The organism is Hydrotalea lipotrueae (genome assembly GCF_019249625.1).
GTDB classification, from domain to species: Bacteria; Bacteroidota; Bacteroidia; order Chitinophagales; family Chitinophagaceae; genus Hydrotalea; species Hydrotalea flava.
In genome coordinates this window covers 71,077-94,152 of the sequence record NZ_JAESDL010000014.1, presented here as the reverse complement: position 1 = coordinate 94,152, position 23,076 = coordinate 71,077, and the positions used below count along the sequence as shown (strand labels likewise).

Here is a 23,076-nt window from a genome sequence, read left to right as displayed (position 1 = left end):
GACTACACACAAGCAATTATATTTTGTGAGCGTAAACATAATGTCTGCTTTTCATTTGTACAATGGGGAAAAACACCCATTGTTTATGTCAAAATATTTTTGTATGAATGCCTTTAAAATATTATCATTTTTATTACATTCACATTAATTTTATATCTATAAATATACTATTTCATTAAATTTTATATTTAAAATTAATTTTCTGATGCAAACAATTGTAATTGCTGATGACCATCCCGCACTTAGAGAGGGCATCAAAAATATTTTTGAAATAACTGGGAAATACAAGGTTTTAGCTGAATTTGATAATGGTAAAGCCTTGATAAATTTCATTCATGGAAGTGAACAATACCCTGATTTTGTATTATTAGATGTAAGAATGCCTGTACTAGACGGTTATAAAACCAGTGAACTGCTCTTACAGCAATATCCTTCCATCAAAGTTGTTATTTTTTCTATGTACGTAGAATTAGAAAAAATTAATGATTTGCTGAAATTAGGCATTTATGGGTTTATTCAAAAAAATGTAGATCCTGAAGAAATTTTAGAGAGTATTGAAAAAATACAACACAATCAAAAAACAATTTGCATTAATATGGGTGGGGAAGAAAATAAAGTAGTAGTGCCATTAGACAATTTTTCGGAACGGGAAAAAGAATTATTGCGGTATTGCGCCACTGAATTAACTTACAAAGAAATTGCTGATAAAATGGGGATTAGTCCTAAAACGATTGACAGATACCGGGAAGAATTATTTAAAAAATTAAATGTACATAGTAGAGTGGGTTTGGCAATCTACGCTTTGCAGATGGGCATATTTATGCTATAATGCATTGCATTTTGCAAGAAAAAAGGCAGGTTAAGTGGAAGTAAATTCAACTAATGGAAAAAAGGCGGTTGTTCACTGCCAATATACAGCAAAGCATTACAGCACCCAATACAAAAGAGAACCTTTTACAAGATTGCCTTTTTAAAAGCTTTTGTCGGGATGACTGGATTCGAACCAGCGGCCTCTTCGTCCCGAACGAAGCGCGCTACCGGGCTGCGCTACATCCCGTAACATTCCATTTAAAATAAGTGTCGCAAAAATACAAACAATACGCTATTAAAGAAAAAAAGCTGAAGCATGTTTTAAATCTGCTCAATGAATATGTATTGCTTTCAAAATTATCTTTCTCATCCCAACCTGCTTATCTTTACCCGGCCATGAAATACTATGTTATTGCAGGTGAAGCCAGTGGTGATTTACATGGCAGTAACCTGATTAAAGAATTAAAACAATTAGACCACTCAGCAACCATTCAGTGCTGGGGTGGCGATTTAATGCAAAAGGCCGGCGCAACATTGGTAAAACATTATCGTGACCTGGCTTTTATGGGCTTTGCAGAAGTTATTAAAAACCTGCCTGCCATTTTTAAAAATATTGCTTTTTGCAAGCAAGATATTATTCAGTTTGCACCCGATGTGCTGGTGTTGATTGATTATCCGGGATTTAATTTACGCATTGCTCAATGGGCCAAAACAAAAAACATTAAAGTAGTTTACTACATTTCTCCGCAGGTGTGGGCATGGAAGGAAAACAGGGTAAAGCAAATGAAACGCTGTATTGATAAAATGTTGGTCATCCTTCCATTTGAAAAAGATTATTACCAACAAAAATGGAGCTGGCAGGTAGAATATGTGGGCCACCCGCTGGTAGATGTTATTGAACAATATCAAAACAATACACCACAAATAATTACAGCGAACAAGCCTATTATTGCCATTTTACCCGGCAGCCGTAAACAGGAAATTGAAGTTAAATTACCGGTTATGCTACAGGTAGCTGCGCATTTTCACAATTTTGAATTTATAGTAGCACAGGCACCGGGGCAGGATGAGGCTTTTTACGCTCCTTTTTTAGCACCTTATCAAAACGTTTCAATTGTAAAAAATAATACTTACGGATTGCTTTGCAGCAGCAAAGCTGCATTGGTAACCAGCGGCACAGCTACTTTAGAAACGGCTTTATTTGGCGTGCCTGAAGTAGTTTGCTATAAAGGCAGTGCCGTTAGTTTTGCCATAGCAAAACAATTGGTTAAAATAAAATATATTTCGTTGGTCAATCTGATTATGGATAAACCCGTTGTAAAGGAATTGATACAACAGGATATGAATGTGACAAATATCATAACTGAGCTTACTGCAATTTTAACAGATGAACATAGATTGCAAATAATGAAAACAGATTATGCTGCCCTAAAAACATTGCTGCAGGCGGGCGGGCATGCTTCCTACAAAGCCGCAAAGTGGGTTTTTGAAATAGCTCAAAAAAGCTGAATAAAAATCAAAACGTACAAAAGTGCTACGCAACGGCAGTTACATAGTGGTGCCGGATCCGGTAACATAAACTATCTTAACCTTTATGCATCATGGGTATAATCACTAATTTAAACAGCATGATGATGAGTGCTACAATAAACATAAGCAGTGATATACGGTTCATGCCATGCATATACTTTAAATAGGTGGTACGCGGTTGGTTGGGATCGCGTTTTTTAATAAACAGATATTGAAGTATTTGATTCCAGATGCCCATAATTTTTTTTATTGAAACAAGCAGATGCCTGTTTTGTTGTTTTACTGTTTTAAAATTGGTGCTAAAACTTTTAATTGCCCGTCAATCGCATCGCTTTGATACTGCAAACCCAGCACTTTGGCAATTAATGGATAAACATGTATGTTTTCGAAGCCACGAATGGTATAATGCTTTTTAAAAGCCGGTCCCCATGCATAAAATGTAGCCCTCATTTCAGGCATATCATTATCATATCCATGTTTGCCTGGAGTAATTTTTCCGGAACCTAAATTAAAAACTTTAGGATAATGTGGCACCAATAAAATATCGCCCACCCGGTTAAAATAATCGTTAGATTGGTTGTAGTGCCAGCGTTCGGGTATTTCGTTGGCCAAATACACACTAAAACCTTTCTCCTGTATTTTTAATTTTTGGTAAGTAGGTAAAATAGCTGCTCTGTTTTTAGCGTACAAATGCAATAACATATTGCTGCGGGGAATGATAAAATTATTGGTATCAATGGCAGAAGGAAGCGGCAAAGTGTTGTTTACATCCACATCGGCCATGCCATGGTCTGATAAAAAAATATAATTTACCGGCAGGTTTAAAGATGCAATAGCGGTAGTTAATTTGGCAATGGCTTCATCTACAAAATGAACAGCATCGACAGTTTGCTTTCTATTTACGCCATACGTATGCTCTGCATGGTCAACTTCCGGCAAATAGAAAGTTATAAAGTGGGGGCGCTTTTCAGGAGGTAATTGCAACCAATTTTTTACCACAGCAATGCGTTCATCAATTCCAATTTTATCATTGTAAATATAATAGTAGGTAGGTCTTACCCCTTGAATTGCTGCTTCAGAAGCTACCCAATAAAAACTGGCAGAAAGCATTTGTTGTTGCTCGGCCAATACCCACAATGGTGTGCCACCATACCATGAGCTGTCGGCCACTGCTTTTTTATTGCCCATGGTGTACAACTGGCCTTTGTTAATATCGTAAAAACTATTATCCACCAAACCGTTGTGTGCAGGATACAATCCGGTAATAATAGCATAATGGTTGGGAAAAGTTAACGAAGGATATGAAGGCTTCATGTATTCGGCTTGCACACCGGCAGCGCGAAACTGCTGCAAATGTGTGGCATGAAAACTATCGGCCAAATCATAACGAAAACCATCGGCCGAGATGAGAATAACATAAGGTTTTTGTTGTTGTTCGGCACTGTTGAACCGTCCCGAAACCACATGTTGCAGGGTATCCTGCGCCAAAACTTGTTGTGCCGTAAACAGACACAGGAACCCAAAAAATAATTTCAGCAAATGTTTCATGCAATATATTTAAATTTATATGTAACAATAATGTAGAAATTTCTGTATGCATTTTTTTATTTGTAACATGCTTTTAAGGCAAATTTATTCTTGCATCCATTGTTGTAAATAACGGGCAATTTGTTCGGTTTCTATAATAAAGCCATCGTGACCAAATGCAGAATCAATTTCAACCAAAGTGGCATGGGGCATGTGTTGTGCCATAAATTGCTGTTCTGCAACCGGGCATAAAATATCGCTGGTAATGCCCATAATTAAGGTTGGAGTTTTGAATTGCTGCAATACACGGATTAAATCTCCTCCCCTGCCCCTGGCTAAATGATGGCTATCCATTGCTTTGGTTAATAGCCAGTAACTATAAGCATTGAAACGATTCACCAATTTATCGCCCTGGTAATTCAAATAAGAAGATGCTTTGAAATGGTCTATTTTTTCAGGGTCAGGATCCGTTTGTTTTTGCTGAAAAGTATCATAATTGCGATAGGTAAGCATACCAATAGCTCGGGCAGCTTTTAGGCCTTTGGCACCGGCCTGGGGATGTGCTTGTTGCCAGGTGCAGTCGGCTTCAATGGCTAAGCGCTGAGCGGTATGTACTGCAACGCCCCAGGCACTTTCAGAAGGTGAAGTGGCAATCAAAAATAAACGTTGCACAACGGCAGGCTCTATTACGGCCCATTCTAAAGCCTGATATCCGCCCATGCTACCACCCATTAATAAATGGATAGAGGCAATACCCAAATGCTTGCGCAATAAGATATGTGCCTGTACCATATCGCGAATGGTAATGCCCGGAAATGTTCCGTAATAAGGTTGTTGTGTAACCGGATTAATGCTTAAAGGCCCTGTTGTACCATAACAGGAGCCAATAATATTAGCCCCTACAATAAAATATTTTTCCGGATCTATATAACAGCCCTCACCTACCAAACCCTTCCACCAGGCAGCTGCATCAGCATTGGCTGTTAAAGCATGGCAAACCCATACCACATTATTTTTTGCTGCATTGAGCATACCATAAGTGGTATAAGCAATGGTTATGCCGGGCAATACAGATCCATTCTCTACTTTAAAATCATCCTGGTATTCAAAAAGTTGCGTCATATTAATTCCGGGTTTCAACAGCAAAATAAGTACATGATTAATTTACATTTGCAGAAATCTTTTACAGATGACAACAATTGAAGTGAAAAGAGCAGATAATGCTTATGCTTTTGTAGGTACAGACAGTAATGGACACACTATCAGAACAGATGGTGCAGTTGAAATTGGCGGACATAACAGCGGTTTTAGGCCCATGCAAACCCTTTTAATAGGCTTAGGGGGATGCAGTGGTGTTGATATTGTTTCTATTTTAAAAAAACAAAGGCAGGAAATTAATGATTTTACTATGACCATTCAGGCCGAACGCGAACAGGGTAAAGAACCGGCTTTATGGAAATATGTACACATTCACTTTGTTTTTAAGGGAACTGTTGATGCAGAAAAGGCCAAAAAAGCCTGTGCCCTTTCTATAGATAAATACTGCTCGGTTGCTGCCACCTTAAGAGCAGCCGGGTGCACCATTGAATGGGATGCTGAAGTAATAGCAGATTAAGGTATTGTGCTATTAAAATTAGTTTTTGTTTGAAACTCATGGCTAATGGTGTTTCAGTAAACTCTGTATAACTAATGGCTGTTGAGCCAGGTTTATTGAAACCTATTTCCAGTAAGCTTTTCAGAGCTTAATAGAACAACGCATTAGCAGATTAATGTTTTTAAATTAAAAAATGTAGGTTATGCAACAAGATAAAATTACACAGGCCATTCGCATTCAAACAGAACGCACCAATGAAATGGAACATAGCACGCCTCTATTTTTAACCAGCAGCTTTTGCTATGATGACGCAGAAGCCATGCGGGCTGCATTTGCCGACGAAACCAATGATAATATTTACAGCCGTTTCAGTAATCCGAATGTACAGGAATTGATTGATAAGGTTTGTGCTTTAGAAGGTGCTGAAGCCGGATACGCTACCGCTTCGGGCATGAGTGCTGTATTTGGCTCTTTCATGGCTTTATTAAAGCAGGGTGATCATTTGCTTGCCTGTAACAGCATTTTTGGCAGTACCCACACTGTTATTACAAAATACCTGAACAGATACGGTATTGAATACAGTTATATCAGCACTAATGCTTCAGCAAATGAATGGGAAGCAGCCATAAAACCCAATACCAAAATGATTTATGTGGAAACACCCACTAATCCTGGTTTGGATATTTTAGATTTATCGATGCTGGGAAGTTTGGCCAAAAAAAATCAGATTATTTTAAATGTTGACAATTGCTTTGCAACGCCCATTATACAACAACCAATTGATTTTGGTGCTGATCTGGTGATACATTCTGCCACCAAATGGATGGATGGCCAGGGCCGGGTTTTGGGTGGTGTAGTAGTTGGCCGAAAAGATTTGATCAAAGAAATTTATGCATTTTGCAGAAGTACCGGACCTGCACTATCGCCATTTAATGCATGGGTACTAAGTAAAAGCTTAGAAACATTAGAAGTAAGAATGGAAAGGCATTGTGCCAATGCGCTTTTTCTGGCAAATGCATTAGAAGGCCATGCTAAAATCGCTTCACTGCGTTATCCATTTTTACCTTCGCACCCTCAATATGCCATTGCACAACAACAAATGCAGAATGGTGGCGCTATTGTTTGTTTTGAATTAAAAGGTGGATTAAATAGCGGCAGAAAATTTTTAGATGCATTACAAATGTTATCGTTAACTGCTAATTTAGGCGATACCAGAAGCATTGCTTCACATCCGGCCAGTACTACCCATGCCAAATTAAGTGATGCAGAACGATTAGCTGTTGGTATTACACCCGGCTTAATTCGTATTAGCGTTGGTTTAGAACACAAAGAAGATGTTTTAGCCGATATTGAACAAGCCTTGCAATATTGTTAAGAATGAAGTAATAATGGTTAAGGACAGGTTGCTACAGCAATTTTTGAATCAGCTGTACCATAGTACAAGAACCATTGTTGCTTAAAATGAACGAGGCCTTCAATAAAACAAACATGGTTTACCTGTCCGTTGATTTCATAAGGCTCAGTTGGTTTCATAAAGTATTGCTGTAGGCGGTGTTGTAACTGTAATGGATTATTTTTATTGAATAAGGCCTGTCCGGCTGCATAAGTACCCTCCGGCAAAGTGGTATCGCCAATTGCAGGAATATTTCGGCCATTATACAGCAAGCGAATACCGTTAGGTGTAAGCATTGCTGCAGGACCTGATTCCACCAAATCACTATCAAATTTGCCTTTACGGGTGGGTAATGCTATTTGCAATTGCGGCATATTTTGCGCCTGCCCTCTTAATGCAATAGCAGCTTGGGTGCCTTTTGGCATTTCCACCGGTTTCCAATGAATTAAATCGTGGGAGGTAGCACACCATATGTATTGATCGCCCCAATACATCCAATATTGGCCTTTTATTTTGGTGGCAATAATGTTATTGTTGGTATAAGCAGCAACAATAGCACCTGATTTAGACCATACATTCAGGTATTTTCCGCTATACGCATTTACAAATGCAGGGCCTTGTTTTTTCCAATGCATTAAGTCGGTGGAAGTGGCCACCATTAAACGGGCTAAATGCCCATCAAAAGCGGTATAGGTTAGGTAATAAGTACCATTTTCATCCATAACAATACGAGGATCTTCACATCCGCCGGGCCATTCATATTTTTTAAATGCATCATTATCTGGAAACAGCACGGGCTTTGGTATTTTTGTAAAATGAAAACCATCGGTACTAATGGCCATGCCTATGCGTGAGGTACCGGCGCTATCTTGCGCACGGTATAACATAAACACCGAATCATTTTTTACAATCATGGCCGGATTAAACACATGTGCTGCTTCCCAAAAAACTTTGGTTTGGGTTACCGGATCAGTAAAGGCGAGTTTTCCGGGTAATAAAATAGGGTTGTACGCATTGGCTTTTGTAAAGGGCAATAATGCCCATGCATCATTATATACTGCAGTTTGCGCCAATAGTCTATTTAGAAAGGGCTGCATGATAATCCATACAATAAAACAATAGGCAGGCAAAAGTTTCTTACAAAGTTTCATTCCCCAAACTTACCAGTTTATTTTTTATGGCAAACAAAGCCAGCCCCACCCTATTTTTGATTTCTAATTTTTCTGACAATGACTGGCGATAGTTTTCTACTGTTCGTTCGGCTACACCCATGGTCTCAGCAATTTGTTTATAAGTAAGTTCCGTAGCACACAATCTTAAAAACTCTAATTCTTTTTGGTTTAAATTGTATTGTTCATACCAATCCTCTATATGGCGACCAGATTTTAAGGATTTAATTAATTTATCAGATACCAACTCATTGCTAAAAAATCCATCACGATGAATGGTAGTAATGGCTGTATATAATTCCTCAAGTGAAGATTCTTTCAGTAAATAACCTCCTGCTCCGGCTTTTAGCATCTTAATAATATCGGTACTTTCATCAAACATGCTCAAGGCCAATACTGCAGTTTGGGGATAATTGCTGATAATCCATTCCGTTGTATCAAACCCGTTTAATCCCGGCATTTTAATATCCATTAAAACAACGTGTATGGGTTGATGCTCGGGTAATAAAAACTGTAATTCCTTGCCATTCGAGGCTTCAAACACAATCATTAAATCATCAAACTCCTTCAACAAAGCAGCAATACCACTTCTAAATAGTGCATGGTCATCAACCAAAGCAATTCTAATAGGTTCCCTTTCCATTATTCACAGGGTATATTAAATATTATACAAGTGCCTTTACCCTTACGGGTAATAATATTCATGTTTCCATTCAAAAGGGCAATGCGTTGTTTCATGTTATGAATACCCATACCGGTAGACTGAAAGTTTTTCTCATCATAAACAAAGCCCTTACCGTTGTCGTTTATTTCTAACATTAAACTATTCTCTTTTATACCTAAAAATATAAAAATTTCGGTAGCATCGGCATGCCGAATGATATTACTTAAACATTCCTGCACCAAGCGATAAACAAACAAGTTTGCATAAGGATGAGAAAGATTAAAATTTTCGGGTAAATTGTTTTTGAACTCAATTTTCAAATAATCGTTCCGCTGAAACCACTGTACCTCTTGTGTAATAGCTTCTGCTATACCATTTTCAATCAATTTCTCGCCCTGATATAATTTAGCCAGTAGCCTTAATTCTTTAATGCTACGCTTAATTAAATCCTGAGCAACTTGTATTTTTGTGGCAGCTTTGGCATCTTCTTTAATATTTACAGAAGCCAGGGTAACATTGGTTAGGCTTAATAGCTGGCCAATATTATCGTGCAAATCGGCTGAAAAATTTTGTAAAGTTTGTTCCTGCACTTCTAATTTGGTTTGAATTAATTGTTGCTCAAACAATTGGCTCATTTGATTTTTTTCAGCCTCGTATTTCTTTTTTTTTCTGGCATAAGCAATTACCTGCACTACAATGTAAAAAGCCACCAGTAGAAATACAGCAGTTAGGCATAGGATGATGAAGATGATATAGTTTCCCGATACTTGCATATAAACGCATAAATCCAGGCACCATAAAAAAAGACGTTGAAAATTACCCGGAGTGTGTTAATGATTGAAATACCTAAGTTATTGCCATCTGAAAGATACAAGGCAACAATATAGGAAAAAAAGAGGTTGATAAAAAAGCTGGCAAATTGGTACACAAATAAACCGGTAACTAACCAAAAAACATAGTCGGATTTGGCGTGTACAGCAATTTCTAACTGAATAAGCCTGTAATAATATACAAAACCCAATACCATAAAATAAAAGGAAGTAAAAGTATGACTGAAAAAAACGAAGGAATGGTTAAACCCTCTATTGTAAATAATTTCACTAATATATATCAGTGAAAAAATAAAGAGTCCGGCATTGGGCCATATACGCCATTGTAAATAGGCCGGAATATTCTTTTCCATAATTTTTACCAGTAAAAAAAATTCGATTGGTATAAATACATTATATAATAATATATTATGAAAGCCATAATGCGCCGTAATTTTACCGGTTATTTCTGTAAAAAACGTTAAAACATACAGTATTTTTAAAAAATTCAGGCCGGGAAGCCTGGAATTTTTCAATTTAACAAAAAGGTAATACCCGCCAATTAGCAGCAGTAAAAGCTCGATATACACTAAAAATCCGGTCATTGAGGGTTATTATATGTAAAAATAAGTGATTTCACTACGTAGAAATACGTTTTTTTGGATGCACCTTTTAAAATATGTTCGCAACATAATTCTAAACCAACCACAGCTTTATATTTTTTGGTTTTTGATTGGGGATAGGAGAGCGGAGGATGTGGCCTCCCTCTTTTTTTTATACCCCGCTATTCAGTCCGGCCCGTTCGGCAATTAATTCAGCAATAAGACTGGTCCACCCGGTTTGATGGCTCGCTCCTAACCCATGCCCGGTATCACCATGAAAATATTCATAAAACTGCATCAGATGCCTGTTTTCGGGTAGTCGGTAAAACCAGTTATACTTACCATGTAAATTTCGTTCGTTTTGCTCATTTAATGTAAATAAACGGATTACCCTTTTTACTAACTCATCGGCTACCCGGCTTAGTTCTAAAAAATTACCTGAACCTGTTGGGTATTCTACTTTTAAAGAACCATCATAAAACTCACCAAATTTTTGAATACTCTTGATAATTAAGTAGTTAATGGGCATCCAAACCGGGCCACGCCAGTTACTATTGCCTCCAAAAAAATCGGAAGTTGAATCGCCGGGATCGTATTGAATAGAATACTGAATGCCATCAATGGTAACAGAATATGGATTTTTTTCATGGAATTTCGATAAAGCCCTGATGCCACCATCTGATAAAAATTCGGTTTCGTTCAGCAAATGTTTGAGCAGCCCTACTAATTTTGATTTAGGTATTAGAGATATTAATATTTTATCCTGATCTGTTTTTTCTTCATTGGGCCAGAATTTATCGTTTTTTAACCGGTATTGCTTGTACCAGGAAATACGTTTATCAAAATCCTGTAATTTTTTCAACACTTTTCTATCAATCACTGAAACTGCAAATAAAGAGGTTAATCCTACGATTGATTGAATGCGTAGTTGCAATGTTTCTCCCCCGGCCAGGCCAAGTTTGTCATAAAAAAACTCATCCTCCTCATTCCACATGCCTAATTGATTCAGTGCCTCTGCAATTAAAATGAAATGTTCAAAAAATTTCGTGGCGCTATCTTCAAAAGCGTCATCCTGCATAGCTATTTCAATGGCAATATCCATTAAATTCAATGCATACATCCCCATCCAACTGGTGCCATCGGCCTGCTCTAACTTTGACTGGTTATTTAACTGAATACTACGATTGAATACACCTATGTTATCTAAGCCAAGAAATCCCCCTTCAAAAATGTTATTGCCCTGCGGGTCTTTTCGGTTAATCCACCAGGTAAAATTGATGATTAATTTATGAAATACTTTTTTTAAAAACCGGGTATCACCCTTCCCTGTTTTTGCTTTTTCAATATGATAGATTTGTAGCGCACTCCATGCTTGAACAGGAGGGTTTACATCACTGAAATGCCATTCGTATGCCGGTAGTTGCCCATCGGGTTTCATATACCATTCCCGCATAATGAGTGTTAACTGATGTTTGGCAAAATTGGTATCAACCATTGCCATAGAAACGCAATGAAATGCCAAATCCCATGCCGCATACCAGGGGTATTCCCATTTATCAGGCATTAATATAATATCCTGATTTTTTAGATGTTGCCATTCACTATTACGCCCATGGGTTCTTTGCCAGGAAAGCGCGGTAATTCCATCACCTTCCTGCAGCCATCTTTCCACATCATAATAATAAAACTGTTTACTCCATAGCAACCCGGAAAGGGCTTGCCGTTGTATATTTTTAAAATCGTCTGAAATATGTTTAGGTAATATATCATGATAAAATTCATCGGCCTCAGCCTTACGGTTTACAAATAATTGTTCAAAATTTGAACCAAAAGGATGTTGAACTACAGCTGAACTTAAGCGCAAATATGTTGTTGATGTTTGGCCAGGTTCTATTATCAATTCATATACCGGCGAAAATTTAGTACCTGATTTCTGCGCAGCTAACAGCTCTTTGTTTTTATTATGAATGATGGCATCATGAAATGCATCTTTCACCAATGGGGATGCGTTGGGTATACCAAATAGTTTTTCAGTATTGGTTTCATTTTCGGTAAATAAACAGAGATTTGTTTCGGGATAATACAAATAATAATTACCTAACCGCTCATGCATGGCTTTTACAAGGCCGGGTTTATTGGTTAATTTAATGACAGGTTTCTTATCGGTTGCTTTAGATTGCCAGCGATTAAAAAACCAAAGTGTTGGCATTAGGGTTAAAGGGGCTGCTGTGGCTGCTCTGTTCGTTATTTCAATTTTAATTCCAATATCTTTTTTATTGAGTTTGGCATAGGTTACCAAAACATCAAAATATTTATTATCATTAAAAATGCCGGTATCTAAAATTTCATACTCGGGCTCTAATTTGCTGCGCTTTTTATTTTCCTGAATCAGTTGCTCATAAGGAAATGCTTCCTGCGGATACTTATAGAGCATTTGCATATAATAATGCGTAGGCAGGTTATCCAAATAATAGTACAATTCTTTAACATCTTCTCCATGATTACCATCTGAATTACCCAAGCCAAATAATCTTTCTTTTAAAATACTGTCTTTCCCATTCCACAGCGTAAGGCCAAAACACAGGTTTCCAAAAAAATCTGAGATACCACATAACCCATCTTCTCCCCAGCGATAGGCTCTGGAAATGGAATGATGAAATGGAAAATAATTCCAGGCATCTCCGTTGGTACTATAATCTTCCCTAACGGTTCCCCACTGGCGTTCAGAAAGATACGGCCCCCATTGTTCTAAGGGCACTTTTTTTGCACTATTGTCTTTTAACCGTTTTTCTTCTGCATTCATAACAGGCTGCAAATTAGGTATGCAACGCATTCAATAACAGATTCAACTCAATTATGTGCGAAAAATGTTATCATATTTTTTGAGGCATATATTTCATTACAATTTGCAACGAGCCAGTTACTTTTCATTTGCCAATCTGTTCCATACCTTCGATAACCCTATACAGAAATACAAATAAATCTGTTTTTAAAAGGAGTTTGTATATCGAATTTACAATTTACAATTTGGGTATACAAAAAGGGCATCTATTGCAACTAATATTACGATTGTTTGTCTGTTTGTTCGAATTTTCATTACATAAAAATAAATTTTAAGAAATGTCATTTTTCAAGTGAAAACAGTTCAATATTTTTGATCTAAAGTATACCAATAGACTTTTGTTAATTGAATAATAAATTTTTATTACGTATTTTTATCAATATGCACCAAATTAGACAATACACTCAAACTATTGAACAAAAAGTGTGGATTTAACTGATTTTGTAAAGCTTCAAATTTTGACTGCGTATATTCTTTTTCTAATCTGTTTACTTTAGTTTTTCTATGCTCCATGCTTCTAAAAGAATTAAAACCGGTAATCATTACATAAATAATAAATAATATATGTATGTGTCATGGCCAATAAATTATGCAATCTTATTTCTAAAGCACCAGCATTGGCCTCAGGCACTACTACTAATTGTACAAACAAAAAATAAAAATACGCTTCAATGCAAATCCACCCAGGAACACTACCGGGATTTCAATGGAATAGCGTTGAATGGACATGCTTTTGCAGCAAATTTTTTATTAAAAAAATAATAATATAATACACAAAATATATGGATGCTATCACATCAAACAATAAAAAGAAACCCTCTCTGACGATGCTTTTAATATCTAATAAAGGAGCAAGACTTCCTGTGTTAATAAAGGCCAGTGAAGCCAAAAAAAGAAAAAAGAAAACAATGCCGGTAAGAGACAGCAGAAATGAATGCTTCCTACAATTTTATTTGCAAGCTGTATTTTTAAACAATATTGCAGTAAATGGTATTTGATTCATCTTCTTCGATCATACAAATTATCAATTCTTGAAAATTCCTGATAGTTGCCCTATTGCAATTTGAAAGTTTAAATTGCCTCAATTTTGACTAACCGGCAATTAAACTATTCTGAATTGGCCAAATTACAGGAAAAATGGCAGAAAAAACAGGTTGAAAATGTGCAGGTAAAAAAAGTATGAGGTGACTTTATAAAGTTTAGTTGTGGAGAAAAAAATCCCGTTTTCACGGGATGAGTTGTGGAGAATACCGGAGTCGAACCGGTGACCTCTTGCATGCCATGCAAGCGCTCTAGCCAACTGAGCTAATTCCCCTTTTTGTTTGATGGGATTGCAAATGTATAACGTGTAGTTTGTTACACAAAATTTTTCTCATTTAAATTATTAGAACAAAAGTTCCTATAATAATCAGCGTAGCTCCAATGGCCATTTTAAGGGTAATGGTTTCTCCTAAAAAGATAACAGATAAAATAATGGCAATAGCCACACTGGCCTTATCAACCGGTGCCACCTGCGATACTTTACCAATTTGCAATGCTTTAAAATAAAATAGCCATGAGAGGCCGGTGGCCATGGCCGATAATAATAAAAACCACCAGTTTTGTTTGCTGAGAGAATGAATACTTTCCTGCATATTTCCTTTAAACAAAGCAATACTCCAGGTAAGCAATAAAATAAAAGAGGTTCGAATAGCCGTTGCCAAATCACTGTCAATATGGCTAATACCTTTCTTGGCAAAAATGGCGGTAAGGGCTGCAAAAAAGGCTGATAAAAGTGCATAAACCCACCACATAATAGTTTTTATTTAAAAGTAAGGCTAATTCTTGTTGTTGATGCTTAAGTTCCACAATAAAAAAACTGCTTGCCACGCAACGGGCAAACATGTTTACTAAAATATTTGCATCCATTATTGTTTCCCTTTCAATCAAATATTGTAATGTGTAAGAAATGGTATGATACAATATTAATCCCAAATTTCGTCTTCGCCTTTTAACCAGCGTTTTATGGCATTAGTAGTTACACTTTTCGGGCGTTCTAATGGGAAACCCAATGCCCTGTCCCAACACAAATTGGCCAATACACCCAACGCACGACTTACTGCAAATAAAACCGTATAAAATTCATATTCTACCAAACCGTAATGCACCAATAATGCGCCGCTGTGGGCGTCTACGTTGGGCCATGGGTTTTTAATTTTGCCCATTGACTGCAGGATTGGCGGAACGGTTTCATAAATTTTCCATACCGTATTTACTAATTTATCATCGGGCATATGTTTTTTGCCAAATTCCATTTGTGCAGTGAAGCGTGGATCCGTTTTACGTAAAACGGCATGACCATAACCCGGAACCACTTTCCCATCAGCAATAGTTCTCTTCACATATTCCTCAATTTGCTCTTTAGATGGATTATCGGTACCCAATTCTTTTTGCATTTCAAAAATCCACTTTATCACCTCCTGATTAGCCAAACCATGTAACGGACCAGCCAATCCATTCATACCTGCAGCATAACTTAAATAAGGATCGCTAAGGGCACTACCCACCAAATGAGTGGCATGAGCGCTTACATTACCGCCTTCATGGTCAGCATGAATGGTCATGTACAAACGCATCAGTTCTTTAAAGCTTTCATCTTCAAAACCCATCATGTGGGCTAAATTACCTGCCCAATCTAACAGTCCATCCGGCTCAATGTGCTCTTTATTTTTGTATTTGCGCCTGTATATGTATGCAGCAATACGAGGTAACCGGGCAATCAGGTCCATCACATCATCGTATACCGGATTCCAATAATCTTTTTTATTGATACCTTTTGCATATTCTCTGGCAAAATCACTTTCTGTTTGCAAGGCCATAACACCTACTACAAACATCGTCATTGGATGGGTAGACAATGGTAATGCATCAATTGCTTTGAACACGTGTGTAGGTACATGGCTGCGCCGTTGCCAAACATTGGTAACGTGCTGCACATCTTCTTCACCAGGAAGCTCACCAATTAACATCAAATAAAATAAGCCTTCAGGTAAGGGCTCTCCGTTTGGATGTACTTTGGGTAATTTTTCCTGCAATTCAGGAATAGAGTAGCCTCTAAACCGGATACCTTCCTGCGCATCTAATAAACTGGTTTCTGAAACCAATCCGGTAATACCGCGCATACCCTGATATATTTGAGAAAGGGTTACTTCTCCAATTTTTTTATTACCATGATCTTTTAAAAGATCTTTAATTTCTGCATTGGCAGATTCGGCTTTTAATCTAAACCGCTCTTTAATAATTCCCATGGTGCAACATTTTATATTCTATTAAAAATTAATTTAAAAATATTTGGCCAAGTCCTGTTTAAAAAAATGCAGCATTGTGGCTAAGCAATAATGGTTGAATTACAATTAGCAATTTACTGCTACCCTTAATATGATAATTAGCGGCTATAAAGGTAAAAGAACTTCATTGTTGTAACAAAACAAATAACAGTAAGTTGCCTGTTTATAACAAGAAATTGATAAACGGAATCACTTGGGTGCTTTGCGGTATAAATAAAACACAACAAATAAAAACAGTATATTAGGAATCCAGGAGGCAATTTCAGGGGGCAAGTTGCCCTTGGTTGAAAAAATGGTTGAAAATTTATCTGTAATAATAAATAAAGCAGCAATTACAAATCCTACGGCTAAATGCAAGCCACTGCCGCCACGCACTTTTCTGCCGGCAACGATAGCACCAATCAGGGTTAATAAAATAACGGTTATTGGCGTGGCATACCTTCTGCCTGCCTCTACTTTTAGTTCGTTTAATCCTTCGGCACCTCGTAATTCCTGCAGTTTAATAAAATGGGCCAATTGCGGCGAGGTTAATTTATCTTTTGTGTACTTATCCTGTCGAATATCAACTGGAGTAAAGTTTAAATTTTTATACAATGCAGGCAGCATTCTTACATTTTCACCCAGTGGTAATATATCACGTTCAATAACATATTCCAATTTCCATTTTTTGGTAAGGGTATCCCATGAAATGCCTTCTGCACGGGTGTTTTTAACCATTTGGTTGTTCCGAACTTCATCTAAAAAAATGGGGCCACCTCTTTTGCTAATGGTATCATAATTATAAATACCGGCATAGGTAAATGAATCTACTTTCATATAAAAATCACTACCACTGCCGTTTCTGCTTTTGGTAAGGTTTTCATAGGAAGAATTGGGATCAAGGTATTTGGCCTCAAAATTTCCTCTGATAACATTGGCTTTTGGAACGATGTATAAGTTGGAAACCAATAGAATACCCGCCAATAGAATACCCGCCATCCAATAAGGCCGCAACCAGCGATTGTAAGCAGTACCACTGGCCAAAATAGCCACTATTTCGCTTCTGCCGGCCATTTTGGAAGTAAAAAAAATAACTGCAATAAATATAAATAATGGAAAGAGTAATGCAAGAATATAGGGAACAAATCCAAAGTAATACTGGCTTACTATGGCTCTGGCACTTAACCCTGATTTGGCAAAATCATCGGCCTTTTCACTAATATCAACAACAACGGCAATTACGGTAAATAAAAAAATGGAAAAGAAGAAGGTGGACAAAAATTTTTTAATAATATACCAGTCTATCTTTTTCATACTTTTCTAATTTTCCGCACAAACAAGCACTAAAGCTTTTGCAATGGGTGTAGGTTAAAATCAACTCATTTACTGTAATTGTTTCCAATTATTGTTGAAATGATTTTGATTCATCACCAATATCAATTTATTGATGTAATACAAATAACAATGGGCACAAAGATAATGGGAGAAAATATACCAATGGGCAACAAGCTGTTAAACCCCATGGACGGCAGCAGAGAAAAAAACATCCATTAAAATGGATGTAGGGGGAAATGCATTTCACAGGTAACAGATTAGTAATGTAGTATGAAACTAATTTTATTTTGCCGGAATACAAAACAAAAGAAGAGTTGGTGGATAAGTAATGAATTAGTATTTCAATTGTTCACATTTGTTTTAAAAAATTTATATGTATAATTTCGGTTACAATTTTATGAAACCCCAATACTACATTCCATATGGAATGATGATTTTATAAGCGTTGTTTTAGGATTGGTACCATCTCCTGCTTCCATGGATTAAAGTTACGCAGCAGTATTTGTGTACGTGCTTCAGCAACCAGCCATAAATAAAATGAAAGGTTGTGTAAACTGGCAATTTGCAAAGCTGAAATTTCATTTGCTGCAAATAAGTGGCGCAAGTATGCTTTTGAATAATAATTGCTGATGGATGCGGGTATACCATCGTCAATAACCGAAAAGTCGGTAGCCCATTTTTTATTTTTAATATTAATAATACCTTTTGAGGTAAAAAGCATCCCATTCCGGCCATTTCGGGTTGGCATTACACAGTCAAACATATCCACTCCTAAAGCAATTCCTTCCAAAATATTCCAGGGGGTTCCTACCCCCATCAGGTATCGTGGTTTTTCTGAAGGCAGAATTGAGCAACATAAAGCAGTAAAATCGTACATCATCTCTTCAGGTTCCCCTACAGATAATCCTCCAATAGCATTACCCGCAGCCTGCTTTGACGCAATGTATGCACAGGAAGCAGTTCGTAAATCTTTGAATGTACCGCCTTGAACAATGGGAAATAGATTTTGTGTATAGCCATATAAGTCGGGGGTTTCGGCTAACCGGGCAATACCCCGATCCAACCAGCGATGTGTAAGCTCCATGCTATTCTTTGCATATGCATAATCAGAAGGATAAGGCGGACATTCATCAAAAGCCATAATAATATCTGCCCCGATACTGCGTTGTATATCCATTACATATTCAGGTGTAAAAAGATGCCTGCTGCCATCTATATGCGATTGAAAAGTAACACCCTCCTCCTTAATCTTTCGCTGGGTAGCCAATGAAAACACCTGATAACCACCACTATCGGTTAAGATTGGCCGGTTCCAACCCATAAATTTATGCAATCCACCGGCTTGTTGTAAAATATCGGTTCCAGGCCTTAAATACAAATGATAGGTGTTGCCCAAAATAATTTGTGCATGAATATCATCTTGCAATTGTTGCTGCGTAATGGCTTTAACAGACCCACCCGTTCCAACCGGCATAAAAATAGGAGTTTGAATACTACCATGATCAGTAATGATTGTACCGGCACGGGCAGCACAGGCAACATCTGTTTCCTGAATACTAAATTGAAGTTGCGGCATAAGTTTGCAAAAATAAGTGTATGGCCGTTTTTTAAAACAAGATTATACAGATTGCCTGTAAATAACTACAGGTTAAGCAATTGTTATCCACAAAGCGTTCAACCAACTAAAGCAAGTTATTGGGAAAGCTATTTTTGCATAATGACAATACCTTTACCCTTACCTTTCTTTATTTTTGTTGCATTCTGCACTTGCATTGCCATACAAGTTTTATATTATTTATTTTTATTTAGCAAAACTGCATTTTATAAAAACAAAGATTTTTCAGAGCAGGCAGAAAAACCCGTTTCTGTTATTGTTTGTGCCAGAGATGAAGCAGCTAATTTGGTAAAAAACCTACCTGGCATTCTGGTACAGGAATACAATGCCATACATGAGATAATTGTAGTGAATGATAATTCAACCGACGAATCAAAATATATTTTAGATGAATTAAAAGCAGCATTTCCGCATATTCATCACATAGAACTGACGCAGGAAGCAAAACTCATTGCCGGTAAAAAATTCCCATTATCGATGGGCATTAAAAGCGCCCGTTATGAATACCTTTTACTGACTGATGCAGACTGTGTTCCTGCCAGCGAATTATGGATTCAAAAAATGCAGGCTGCTTATGATGATGGAATTGAAATTGTATTGGGTTATGGAGCCTATCATAAAAAACCGGGATTACTGAATAAAATTATCCGTTTTGAAACATTTCATACCGCACTGCAATATTTTTCCTATGCTTTGGCCGGCATGCCGTATATGGGTGTTGGGCGAAATTTAAGTTATAAGCGGGATGTATTTATTAGAACCAAAGGTTTTTCGTCCATGAATCAGATACCCGGAGGAGATGATGATTTATTTATTAATAAAGTAGCCAGGAAAAACAATACCGCAGTAGTGATTGATCCGGATACTTTTACATTGAGTGAGCCAAAACAAAAATGGAGTGACTGGATGAAACAAAAAAACAGGCATTATTCTACTTCTAAATATTATAAAGCCAAACATAAATTCTGGCTGGGATTGTATACTTTTAGTTTTTTTTGGATTTATCCATTATTAGCAGCCAGTATTATTTTGTTTAACTGGTGGCTAACACTGGCTGTATTTGGATTACGTTTATTGATTCAGGGTATTATTTATTTTAATGCCATGAAAAAATTAAACGAAAAAGATTTATGGCCCATGTATTTGTTGTTTGATATCTGGATGTTTTTTTATTATATATTATTTTTCCCGGCATTATGGAAAAAGCCGAAAAAAACATGGAGCTAATTTGAATGCTCCATAATTTTATTGTATGGATAATATTTTAAAATATTTTACTGATTTTACAGCTCAACAGCAGCATCAGCTTATGGCATTGGCGCCTCTTTATAAAGAATGGAACGAAAAAATAAATGTTGTTTCCAGAAAAGATATAGACAGTATTTATTTACACCATGTATTACATTCACTAAGTATAGCTACCATTACCAATTTTGATTCGGGTATGGAAATAATAGATATTGGCTGCGGTGGCGGGTTTCCAGGAATACCTTTAGCCATATTTTTTCCCGATGTTCATTTTCATTTGGTAGACAGTATTGCTAAAAAACTTACTGTAGTACAGGCTGTTTGTGAAGGAGCCCAAATTCATAATGTAACTACACAACATACCCGTGCAGAACAAATTAAAAACAGAAAATTTGATTTTGCCATAAGCCGTGCAGTAGCACCATTGAAAGACTTATGGCAATGGAGTAAACCACTCCTTAAAAAAGGGAATACCGTTACTGCCGATAATTTGGCAAATGGCTTAATATGTCTGAAAGGCGGTGATTTGCATCAGGAAATTTCAGAAAGTTTAACCCGCCCCTCTCTATACAGCATTTATGATATTTTTCCTGAACCCTATTTTCAGGAAAAATATATAGTACATGTAAAAAAATAGGAAGCAATTTTTTATGTGCCTCCTATTCTATGCAATCCAATCAATTATTCAGGTATTACTAATTTGTTATTGCTACGGTTTACATCGGCCATACGCTGTGTAGGATCTATTTCTATACTCTTAATATCACGAATACTTTTGCTGATGGTGAAATTGTATTCAGGATGTGTCCAGCGCCATTCTTCATGTATAATTCTGGGTATTGTATCTTCAGCAGGCTTTATACCATACATCAGGCTCATGGGTATATAATGCAGCTCACTGGTTCCATCTTTATAAGTTACCAATACATCAATGGGCATGGGCATCTTGCCAATACGTTTTAAAGTTATTTGTGGTTTGCCATTCACTACATTAATATCTCCAATGCCGTAATCAATTGTTTTGGTAGTATACACCCAATATTCTTTATACCATTCCAACTCAATATTGCTAACTTTTTCAGCTACTCTTATAAAATCATTGGCATTGGGATGTTTAAACCGCCAGGTATTGTAGTATGCCAATAAAACTTTATCTCGCAAACTATCACTAATAATATATCCTAATTGTTCAAGAAAAACTGCCCCCTTACTATATGCAGCCAACGAATAGGCAAAGTTGGTATTATAATGATCGGCATGTGTACTCATGGGTTCTTCATAAGGACTTCTGGCTAAGGCAAAATACCCCATATAGCTATCATATTGATTTTTAGGCAACTTTTCAACATCTTCCATTACTCTGTTTTTAATATAATTTTTAACGGGAATGCTGGTATAAGGCGATTGTTGTGCAATATTCTGGTTATACCATGCCATCACTTCAGAGGCTGCATAAGTAGTAAAACCTTCATCCATCCAGGGATATAAACTTTCGTTGGTACCCAGCATGTGCTGATACCAACTATGCATCCATTCATGAAAAACAGTACCCAAACCAGACCCTTTTATTAAAGTAGCCATGGCATATTCCATACCCCCATCGCCACCCTGAATAAAAGAATATTGTGGATAGGCATAAGCGCCAAAACGTTTTTCAATATAAGGTAGTGCTTTTTCTGCCGACCATAGCACATTGTTCCAGGCACTGTCAGTATGAGCATCTCCTGCTTTGTAAAAAACATTTAATACCAACCCTGGTCTAACTTTTTTAGATAAATGCCTGTAATCAGGATCTGCAGCCCACACAAAGTCGTGCACGTTATTACCAATAAAATTCCAGGTAATGGTATTGCCCTTGTGCTCCGGAACTTTTATACCCGGCTTTTCATAGCCAAAACCAATTTCATCAGGATGTTGCAATATACCCGTAGCAGCCACCATATAATGTTTATCAATGGTAATTTTAACATCAAAATTGCCCCATACGCCATAAAACTCTCTGGCAATGTAAGGGTTGGCATTCCAGCCCTGATAATCATATTCTACCATTTTAGGATACCACTGGCTCATGCTGTAACGCACACCTTCAGCATTATCGCGTCCGCTACGCCTAATTTGAATGGGCACCTGCGCCTTAAACACTACCTTCATATTGGTTTTACTGTTAGGCAATATTGGAGTAGATAAAGGCACCTCTAAAATGGTTTCATGATAAATTAATTTTTGTTCTACACCATTAATAACAATACTGATTACACTATCATACCCAATTTCATTTGGTTCAAGTTTACTGATTCGATCTTTCACTCTTTCATCCCAATCAGGTATGGGGTTACCATTGCGATCCTGGCGGGTAGCAATTTTACCCAGTTCTCTACTTCTAACATCCATACTACTATTGGGTTGAAACGCATTCCAGTATAAATGAAAAAACACACGATGCAAAGTATCAGGTGAATTATTGGTGTATACAATATTTTCAGTACCGGTAAACCTGTTGGTTACCACATTCATACGTACATCAATTTGATAATAAATATGTTGCTGCCAGCGATCGGGCTGTGCATATAAAGCTTGCTGTGCAATGCCAACAATGAATAGAATGGCTAAAAATTGTTTCATCATATGCCGTA

21 protein-coding genes and 2 tRNA genes are annotated in these 23,076 nt (G+C 37.0%); 7 read left to right on the top strand and 16 right to left on the bottom strand.

Annotated elements, in window-relative coordinates; genetic code table 11:
* The first annotated feature begins 205 nt into the window (after nucleotides 1–205).
* Nucleotides 206–829: a response regulator transcription factor gene (locus JK139_RS09770; protein WP_218331186.1), complete on the top strand. Its 624-nt coding sequence runs from the start codon at nucleotides 206–208 to the stop codon at nucleotides 827–829.
* A gap of 154 nt (nucleotides 830–983) precedes the next feature.
* On the opposite strand, the gene JK139_RS09765 is transcribed toward JK139_RS09770, so the two are convergent.
* Nucleotides 984–1,057 (bottom strand) — tRNA-Pro (locus JK139_RS09765).
* A gap of 20 nt (nucleotides 1,058–1,077) precedes the next feature.
* On the opposite strand from JK139_RS09765, the gene lpxB reads away from it, so the two are divergent.
* The gene (gene lpxB, locus JK139_RS09760) at nucleotides 1,078–2,319 is read left to right on the top strand and encodes a lipid-A-disaccharide synthase (RefSeq protein ID WP_317196302.1); all 1,242 of its coding nucleotides are present in this window, start codon (nucleotides 1,078–1,080) and stop codon (nucleotides 2,317–2,319) included.
* Nucleotides 2,320–2,395: 76 nt separating this feature from the next.
* Here lpxB and JK139_RS09755 read toward each other — a convergent pair whose 3' ends face one another.
* The 3 genes from JK139_RS09755 to metX all read right to left on the bottom strand — a co-directional run bounded on the left by JK139_RS09755 (nucleotide 2,396) and on the right by metX (nucleotide 4,989).
* Nucleotides 2,396–2,578, bottom strand: coding sequence for a DUF6728 family protein (locus JK139_RS09755; protein ID WP_074417689.1), 183 nt, complete (start codon nucleotides 2,576–2,578; stop codon nucleotides 2,396–2,398).
* Between the two features lie 41 nt (nucleotides 2,579–2,619).
* Nucleotides 2,620–3,888, bottom strand: a complete 1,269-nt coding sequence (locus JK139_RS09750; RefSeq protein ID WP_218331185.1) for an alkaline phosphatase family protein — start codon at nucleotides 3,886–3,888, stop codon at nucleotides 2,620–2,622.
* Between the two features lie 84 nt (nucleotides 3,889–3,972).
* A complete protein-coding gene (gene metX, locus JK139_RS09745; RefSeq protein WP_218331184.1) occupies nucleotides 3,973–4,989 on the bottom strand; it encodes a homoserine O-acetyltransferase MetX in 1,017 nt (338 codons plus the stop codon).
* 67 nt (nucleotides 4,990–5,056) lie between these two features.
* Between metX and JK139_RS09740 the strand changes: the two genes are divergently transcribed.
* Together JK139_RS09740 and JK139_RS09735 are read left to right on the top strand one after the other, a co-directional pair.
* Nucleotides 5,057–5,482 (top strand): OsmC family protein, encoded by a 426-nt coding sequence (locus JK139_RS09740; protein WP_218331183.1) that lies wholly within the window; start codon nucleotides 5,057–5,059, stop codon nucleotides 5,480–5,482.
* Nucleotides 5,483–5,663: 181 nt separating this feature from the next.
* Nucleotides 5,664–6,836 carry a trans-sulfuration enzyme family protein gene (locus JK139_RS09735; protein WP_218331182.1) on the top strand — a complete coding sequence of 391 codons (1,173 nt, stop codon included), beginning with the start codon at nucleotides 5,664–5,666 and terminating at the stop codon, nucleotides 6,834–6,836.
* Nucleotides 6,837–6,853: 17 nt separating this feature from the next.
* Here the strand turns inward: JK139_RS09735 and JK139_RS09730 are convergent, their stop codons facing one another.
* The 6 genes from JK139_RS09730 to JK139_RS09705 form a co-directional block, all read right to left on the bottom strand.
* Entirely contained in the window at nucleotides 6,854–8,005 is a 1,152-nt protein-coding gene (locus JK139_RS09730; protein WP_218331181.1) for a glycoside hydrolase family 130 protein, read from the bottom strand.
* A complete protein-coding gene (locus tag JK139_RS09725; protein WP_074417684.1) occupies nucleotides 7,992–8,666 on the bottom strand; it encodes a response regulator transcription factor in 675 nt (224 codons plus the stop codon). The genes JK139_RS09730 and JK139_RS09725 overlap by 14 nt, the downstream gene beginning before the upstream one ends.
* Entirely contained in the window at nucleotides 8,666–9,460 is a 795-nt protein-coding gene (locus JK139_RS09720) for a sensor histidine kinase (RefSeq protein ID WP_081301301.1), read from the bottom strand. The genes JK139_RS09725 and JK139_RS09720 overlap by 1 nt, the downstream gene beginning before the upstream one ends.
* Nucleotides 9,415–9,870, bottom strand: coding sequence for a hypothetical protein (locus tag JK139_RS09715; RefSeq protein ID WP_141676736.1), 456 nt, complete (start codon nucleotides 9,868–9,870; stop codon nucleotides 9,415–9,417). Before JK139_RS09715 ends, JK139_RS09720 begins: the two co-directional genes overlap by 46 nt.
* 400 nt (nucleotides 9,871–10,270) lie before the next feature.
* Nucleotides 10,271–12,901 (bottom strand): MGH1-like glycoside hydrolase domain-containing protein, encoded by a 2,631-nt coding sequence (locus tag JK139_RS09710; RefSeq protein WP_074420228.1) that lies wholly within the window; start codon nucleotides 12,899–12,901, stop codon nucleotides 10,271–10,273.
* A 402-nt stretch (nucleotides 12,902–13,303) separates the two neighbouring features.
* Nucleotides 13,304–13,453 carry a histidine kinase gene (locus tag JK139_RS09705; protein ID WP_179853757.1) on the bottom strand — a complete coding sequence of 50 codons (150 nt, stop codon included), beginning with the start codon at nucleotides 13,451–13,453 and terminating at the stop codon, nucleotides 13,304–13,306.
* A gap of 269 nt (nucleotides 13,454–13,722) precedes the next feature.
* Between JK139_RS09705 and JK139_RS09700 the strand changes: the two genes are divergently transcribed.
* Nucleotides 13,723–13,938, top strand: a complete 216-nt coding sequence (locus JK139_RS09700; protein WP_074420230.1) for a hypothetical protein — start codon at nucleotides 13,723–13,725, stop codon at nucleotides 13,936–13,938.
* 243 nt (nucleotides 13,939–14,181) lie between these two features.
* On the opposite strand, the gene JK139_RS09695 is transcribed toward JK139_RS09700, so the two are convergent.
* The 5 genes from JK139_RS09695 to tgt all read right to left on the bottom strand — a co-directional run bounded on the left by JK139_RS09695 (nucleotide 14,182) and on the right by tgt (nucleotide 19,156).
* A tRNA-Ala gene (locus tag JK139_RS09695) sits at nucleotides 14,182–14,255 on the bottom strand.
* 61 nt (nucleotides 14,256–14,316) lie between these two features.
* Nucleotides 14,317–14,733, bottom strand: a complete 417-nt coding sequence (locus JK139_RS09690) for an EamA family transporter (RefSeq protein ID WP_074417678.1) — start codon at nucleotides 14,731–14,733, stop codon at nucleotides 14,317–14,319.
* Between the two features lie 171 nt (nucleotides 14,734–14,904).
* The gene (locus tag JK139_RS09685; protein WP_074417677.1) at nucleotides 14,905–16,227 is read right to left on the bottom strand and encodes a citrate (Si)-synthase, eukaryotic; all 1,323 of its coding nucleotides are present in this window, start codon (nucleotides 16,225–16,227) and stop codon (nucleotides 14,905–14,907) included.
* Between the two features lie 228 nt (nucleotides 16,228–16,455).
* On the bottom strand, nucleotides 16,456–17,559 hold the full coding sequence (locus tag JK139_RS09680; protein WP_074417676.1) for an LptF/LptG family permease: 1,104 nt from the start codon (nucleotides 17,557–17,559) through the stop codon (nucleotides 16,456–16,458).
* 457 nt (nucleotides 17,560–18,016) lie between these two features.
* Entirely contained in the window at nucleotides 18,017–19,156 is a 1,140-nt protein-coding gene (tgt, locus tag JK139_RS09675) for a tRNA guanosine(34) transglycosylase Tgt (RefSeq protein ID WP_074417675.1), read from the bottom strand.
* Nucleotides 19,157–19,297: 141 nt separating this feature from the next.
* Between tgt and JK139_RS09670 the strand changes: the two genes are divergently transcribed.
* Nucleotides 19,298–20,422: a glycosyltransferase gene (locus tag JK139_RS09670; protein WP_074420232.1), complete on the top strand. Its 1,125-nt coding sequence runs from the start codon at nucleotides 19,298–19,300 to the stop codon at nucleotides 20,420–20,422.
* Nucleotides 20,423–20,447: 25 nt separating this feature from the next.
* Nucleotides 20,448–21,080, top strand: coding sequence for a 16S rRNA (guanine(527)-N(7))-methyltransferase RsmG (gene rsmG / locus JK139_RS09665; RefSeq protein WP_074420233.1), 633 nt, complete (start codon nucleotides 20,448–20,450; stop codon nucleotides 21,078–21,080).
* Between the two features lie 44 nt (nucleotides 21,081–21,124).
* On the opposite strand, the gene JK139_RS09660 is transcribed toward rsmG, so the two are convergent.
* Complete coding sequence (locus JK139_RS09660; protein ID WP_074420234.1) at nucleotides 21,125–23,068, bottom strand: M1 family metallopeptidase; 1,944 nt, start codon at nucleotides 23,066–23,068, stop codon at nucleotides 21,125–21,127.
* Between the last annotated feature and the right edge of the window lie 8 nt (nucleotides 23,069–23,076).

Excerpts from the sequence above, each read along its gene's own strand:
- JK139_RS09750 (WP_218331185.1), bottom strand. The coding sequence starts at position 3,888 with ATGAAACATTTGCTGAAATTATTTTTTGGGTTCCTGTGTCTGTTTACG.
- JK139_RS09715 (WP_141676736.1), bottom strand. The coding sequence starts at position 9,870 with ATGGAAAAGAATATTCCGGCCTATTTACAATGGCGTATATGGCCCAAT.
- tgt (WP_074417675.1), bottom strand. The coding sequence starts at position 19,156 with ATGCCGCAACTTCAATTTAGTATTCAGGAAACAGATGTTGCCTGTGCT.
- JK139_RS09755 (WP_074417689.1), bottom strand. The coding sequence starts at position 2,578 with ATGGGCATCTGGAATCAAATACTTCAATATCTGTTTATTAAAAAACGC.
- JK139_RS09720 (WP_081301301.1), bottom strand. The coding sequence starts at position 9,460 with ATGCAAGTATCGGGAAACTATATCATCTTCATCATCCTATGCCTAACT.
- JK139_RS09770 (WP_218331186.1), top strand. The coding sequence starts at position 206 with ATGCAAACAATTGTAATTGCTGATGACCATCCCGCACTTAGAGAGGGC.
- rsmG (WP_074420233.1), top strand. The coding sequence starts at position 20,448 with ATGGATAATATTTTAAAATATTTTACTGATTTTACAGCTCAACAGCAG.
- JK139_RS09670 (WP_074420232.1), top strand. The coding sequence starts at position 19,298 with ATGACAATACCTTTACCCTTACCTTTCTTTATTTTTGTTGCATTCTGC.
- JK139_RS09740 (WP_218331183.1), top strand. The coding sequence starts at position 5,057 with ATGACAACAATTGAAGTGAAAAGAGCAGATAATGCTTATGCTTTTGTA.
- JK139_RS09710 (WP_074420228.1), bottom strand. The coding sequence starts at position 12,901 with ATGAATGCAGAAGAAAAACGGTTAAAAGACAATAGTGCAAAAAAAGTG.
- JK139_RS09690 (WP_074417678.1), bottom strand. The coding sequence starts at position 14,733 with ATGTGGTGGGTTTATGCACTTTTATCAGCCTTTTTTGCAGCCCTTACC.
- JK139_RS09660 (WP_074420234.1), bottom strand. The coding sequence starts at position 23,068 with ATGATGAAACAATTTTTAGCCATTCTATTCATTGTTGGCATTGCACAG.
- JK139_RS09685 (WP_074417677.1), bottom strand. The coding sequence starts at position 16,227 with ATGGGAATTATTAAAGAGCGGTTTAGATTAAAAGCCGAATCTGCCAAT.
- JK139_RS09700 (WP_074420230.1), top strand. The coding sequence starts at position 13,723 with ATGGATGCTATCACATCAAACAATAAAAAGAAACCCTCTCTGACGATG.
- JK139_RS09680 (WP_074417676.1), bottom strand. The coding sequence starts at position 17,559 with ATGAAAAAGATAGACTGGTATATTATTAAAAAATTTTTGTCCACCTTC.
- JK139_RS09735 (WP_218331182.1), top strand. The coding sequence starts at position 5,664 with ATGCAACAAGATAAAATTACACAGGCCATTCGCATTCAAACAGAACGC.
- metX (WP_218331184.1), bottom strand. The coding sequence starts at position 4,989 with ATGACGCAACTTTTTGAATACCAGGATGATTTTAAAGTAGAGAATGGA.
- JK139_RS09705 (WP_179853757.1), bottom strand. The coding sequence starts at position 13,453 with ATGGAGCATAGAAAAACTAAAGTAAACAGATTAGAAAAAGAATATACG.
- JK139_RS09730 (WP_218331181.1), bottom strand. The coding sequence starts at position 8,005 with ATGAAACTTTGTAAGAAACTTTTGCCTGCCTATTGTTTTATTGTATGG.
- JK139_RS09725 (WP_074417684.1), bottom strand. The coding sequence starts at position 8,666 with ATGGAAAGGGAACCTATTAGAATTGCTTTGGTTGATGACCATGCACTA.